Source organism: Microbacterium sp. BF1 (genome assembly GCF_019279095.1).
GTDB lineage: Bacteria > Actinomycetota > Actinomycetes > Actinomycetales > Microbacteriaceae > Microbacterium > Microbacterium maritypicum.
This window is the reverse complement of sequence record NZ_JAGYWT010000911.1, coordinates 1-508: the sequence shown is the minus strand read 5'-3', so window position 1 is coordinate 508 and position 508 is coordinate 1. Positions and strand designations below refer to the sequence as shown.

The 508-nt window shown below is 64.2% G+C and carries 1 pseudogene; it reads left to right on the top strand.

Features of this window, described 5'->3' with window-relative positions:
• Positions 1–196: 196 nt before the first annotated feature.
• Positions 197–508 (top strand): annotated as a pseudogene (locus KZA10_RS17515) (hypothetical protein); the annotation flags it as partial.

The following is a 508-nucleotide window of genomic DNA, read 5'->3' as shown; positions in this document are numbered from 1 at the left end:
GCTACCTTATTGATGCCCTTAAGGAAGAGCCTGGCGACCCTCGTGAATGAGGACAGCTTCGCCAGCGCGCAGCCCTCAGCTGCGCGCTGGACCTACTCGGGACAGGAAGCACGGATGGTGAGGCAGATGGTGATCGGTGCCCCGGTCCAGACACCATGGCCCGGGACCCAGACGCGGTCTCGCGGTGGTGATGGTGGTGAGTGACTACGGCTCGGTAATCGGCTGGGCGGCGCTCAGCGTGAGTGGTTTGCTCATCGGCGCAATGCTCGGCATGTCCGGCCGGTTCGGTCACGGAACGATAGCTAGAGTCACTGCCTTGGGAGCGGGGTTAATACTGGCGGCCGCTGCAGTGGAGCTCGCCGCAGAGGCCGTTGCAACCCACCCCTGGAGTGGAGTCACGGCTCTCTTGGGCGGCGCAGCAACCTTCAGCGCCATCAACGCATGGTTGGCCACGCGCGGAGCCCGCGACCGCAAGCGCTGCGGAGAATGCCTAACGAAATTGAAGACC